Here is a 3,074-nt window from a genome sequence, read left to right as displayed (position 1 = left end):
CGTTTACCAACTAGTGAGTGGGTAGGAGTCGGCCTCCGGCGGCGTCAACAGCCGCCGGAGGACGTCTCACGCTGCGGCGCAGATATATCCGCGGGCAGCGGCGGCGCAGCCGTGACCGGCCGCGCCTACCGGGTCAGCTGCCCCGGTAGGTGCTGTAGCCGTAGGGGTTGAGCAGCACCGGCACGTGGTAGTGCTGGTCGGCGTCGCCGATGGTGAAGACGACGACGACCTCCGGGTAGAACCCGGCCGTCCCCTGCGCGGCGAAGTACTCGCCCGACGCGAACCGCAGCCGGTAGTCGCCGGCCTCGAGCCGGTCGGGCCCGATCGTGCCGACCCGGCCGTCCGCGTCGGTGACGCCCTCCCCCACCGGGTCGCCGGCCGCCGTCTCGAGGCGGATGCCGACGCCCTGGGCCGGCCGCCCGAGGCTGGTGTCGAGGACGTGCGTGCTGAGGGTCCCCATCAGGAGGCCACCTCCCGGAGTCGGAGCAGCGCGATCTCGCGCAGCTGTCGGACGGTCTCGTCGCGCTCGGTGGCGTCGTCGTTGCCGAGCCGACGGTCGAGCTCGGCCAGCACCTCGGGTGCCGACCGGCCGGCGGCGCGGATGATGAACACCCGCCCGAACCGCCGTTCGTATGCCGCGTTGCCCTCGGCGAGCTCCCGCGCCACCTGGGCGTCGGACCGGTCGACCCCCGACTGCTCGCGGGCGCTGGCCTCCGCGTGGTGGGCGGGCGAGGACGCCCGCTCACCGATCCGCGGGTGGCCGGCCAGCGCGTCGTCGAGCTCGCCGTCGTCGAGGTGAGCGGCCGCGTCGCTCGCCCGGGCCTCGAGCTCGGGCCACGCGGCGTACGGGCGGCCGTCACGGACGGCGGCCACCCACCGCGGCACCGGGAGGCACCGGGTGAGGACCGCGTCCGCGTCCTGCGGCGGCAGCGCGTTGAACTCCGTCAGGGTCACCCGTCCTCCTCAGTCGTGGGCGAAGCGGGCACGGGCCGCGTGGATCGGGTTGGCGTCGGCGACGAGGTCGTCGAACCGGTACCCGGCGATCTTGGCGATCTCCACGAGCGCGGCGGCGTGCTCCTGCGACTCGGAGTTCTCGAGCCGGTCCCATCCTGCCCGCACGATCTGCTCGAAGGAGTCGCGGTCGCGCACGCAGGTGACGAGGGGGAAGCCGAACCGGTCGCGGTACCGGCTGGTCAGGTCGGCCAGCTCGCCCTGCGCCTTCTCGTCGAGGCGGGTGAGGCCGAGCGAGGCCTGGTCGACGAGCGAGCCCTGGCCCTCCATGCCCTCGGCCACGCTGTCGGCACCCAGGTCGGGGTAGGCGTCGATGAGCTGCCGCTGCTCCTCCGCGGTCGCGGAGAACAGCGCCTCCTGGAACGAGCGACGCAGGTCGGTCGTGTCGCTGAACGGCCTGCTGTCGTAAGCCCGCTCGGCCGCCCACCGCGGGCCCTGGAAGAGGCCGCCGAAGGTGTCGACGAACTGCTCGCGCGACATCGAGTTCACCTCGGCCAGGCGGACCAGCCCGCTGCCGGGGGCGCCGGCGACGGCCGGGCCGCGGCTCGTGCCCACGTGGTGGAAGAGCAGGTTGAGGACGATCGCCGTGATGGAGCCGAGGGTGATGCCCGAGCCGAGGATGATCTGCGCCCACTGCGGGACGGCCTTGGCCACGTCGGGCTGGGCGGTGACGTACATCGCCAGGCCGACGCTCGTCGCGACGATGACGACGTTGCGGTGGTCGTGGAAGTCGACCCGCGACAACGTCTGGAAGCCGACCACAGCGACGGTGGCGAACATGGCGAGAGCGGCGCCGCCGAGGACCGGGTGCGGGATGCCCGCGACGATCGCTCCCGCCTTGGGCACGAGTCCGATGAGGATCATGATCGCGCCGGCGGCGGCGACGACCCACCGGCTCTTGACCCGAGTCAGCCGGACGAGGCCGACGTTCTCGGCGAAGCAGGTGTACGGGAAGGAGTTGAAGACGCCGCCGATGGTGGTCGACAGGCCGTCGGCCCGCAGGGCCCGCGCGATGTCGTCGCGGCCGACCCGCTTCTCGACGATCTCGCCGGTGGCGAAGACGTCACCGGTCGTCTCGACGGCGGTGATGAGCATGACGACGATCATCGAGATGATCGCGGCGATCGAGAACCTGGGCCAGCCGAAGTGGAACGGCGTCGTGACGCCGACCCAGCCCGAGCCCGACACGGCGTCGAAGTTGGCGTCGCCCAGGGCCCACGCGACGAGCGTGCCGACGACGAGGCCCACCAGGACCGCCACCGTGGCCATGAAGCCCTTGAAGATGCGCTGGATCGCGACGATGAGCGCGAGCGTGCCGATCGCGTATGCCAGGTTGGCGCCGCTCTCGGGGTGCAGCGTCGGGCCGGCGCCGCCGGCCGCGTCCGCCGCGGCCACGGGCAGCAGGGCCAGGCCGATGATCGTGATGACCGACCCCGTGACGACCGGTGGGAAGAACCGGATCAGCCTGCTGAAGTAGGGCGCGATGAGGAAGGTGAAGAGGCCGGCGACGATGACCGCGCCGTAGATGACGAGCAGGCCGTCGGTGCCACCACCGGCCGCGAGGCCGATCGCGATCATCGGCGACACCGCCGTGAAGGTCACGCCCTGCAGCAGCGGCAGGCGCACGCCCACCTTCCAGAACCCGACGGACTGGATGATCGAGGCGATGCCGCACGTGAAGAGGTCGGCGTTGATGAGGTGGATCAGCTGCTGGGTCGACAGGCCGATGGCGCTGGCGAGCAGGATCGGCACGATGACCGCGCCGGCGTAGAACGCCAGGACGTGCTGGAAGCCGTAGACGGCGAGCCGTGGGACCGGCAGCACCTCGTCGACGGGGTGGCGGGACGTGCGCGAGGTGGTGCGGGGTGTGTCGGTGGCTGCGCTCATGACAGGCACCTTCCTTCCGGCAGAAGGGTCGGGATGGGGTGGTGCTGCCGGCGGCCGGCGCGCCCTCGGGCTGCGCCGGCCCCCGCGGGGGCGCCCCCCCCCCCCCCGCCCCCGGCGCGGGGCGCCCCCCCCCCCCGGCGGGCCGGGGGGGGCCCGCGCCGCCCGCTCGCGCACCG

Annotated in this window: 3 protein-coding genes; all 3 read right to left on the bottom strand. The window is 73.0% G+C overall.

The genetic code is table 11. From position 1 onward, the window contains the following. Nucleotides 1-133: 133 nt before the first annotated feature. The 3 genes from uraH to uraD (ACFUC1_RS20425) are packed head-to-tail and all read right to left on the bottom strand — an operon-like array spanning nucleotide 134 to nucleotide 2,898. Nucleotides 134-460, bottom strand: coding sequence for a hydroxyisourate hydrolase (uraH, locus tag ACFUC1_RS20435; protein WP_379123120.1), 327 nt, complete (start codon nucleotides 458-460; stop codon nucleotides 134-136). Further along, nucleotides 460-954, bottom strand: coding sequence for a 2-oxo-4-hydroxy-4-carboxy-5-ureidoimidazoline decarboxylase (gene uraD, locus ACFUC1_RS20430; RefSeq protein WP_379123118.1), 495 nt, complete (start codon nucleotides 952-954; stop codon nucleotides 460-462). The genes uraH and uraD (ACFUC1_RS20430) overlap by 1 nt, the downstream gene beginning before the upstream one ends. 9 nt (nucleotides 955-963) lie before the next feature. Next, complete coding sequence (uraD, locus tag ACFUC1_RS20425; RefSeq protein ID WP_379123116.1) at nucleotides 964-2,898, bottom strand: 2-oxo-4-hydroxy-4-carboxy-5-ureidoimidazoline decarboxylase; 1,935 nt, start codon at nucleotides 2,896-2,898, stop codon at nucleotides 964-966. Between the last annotated feature and the right edge of the window lie 176 nt (nucleotides 2,899-3,074).

Origin of the sequence: Pedococcus sp. NPDC057267 (assembly GCF_042668795.1) — a bacterium.
GTDB lineage: Bacteria > Actinomycetota > Actinomycetes > Actinomycetales > Dermatophilaceae > Pedococcus.
Note: the sequence above shows the minus strand (reverse complement) of the source record. Positions and strands in the feature narration are given on the sequence as shown.

Excerpts from the sequence above, each read along its gene's own strand:
- uraH (WP_379123120.1), bottom strand. The coding sequence starts at position 460 with ATGGGGACCCTCAGCACGCACGTCCTCGACACCAGCCTCGGGCGGCCG.
- uraD (WP_379123116.1), bottom strand. The coding sequence starts at position 2,898 with ATGAGCGCAGCCACCGACACACCCCGCACCACCTCGCGCACGTCCCGC.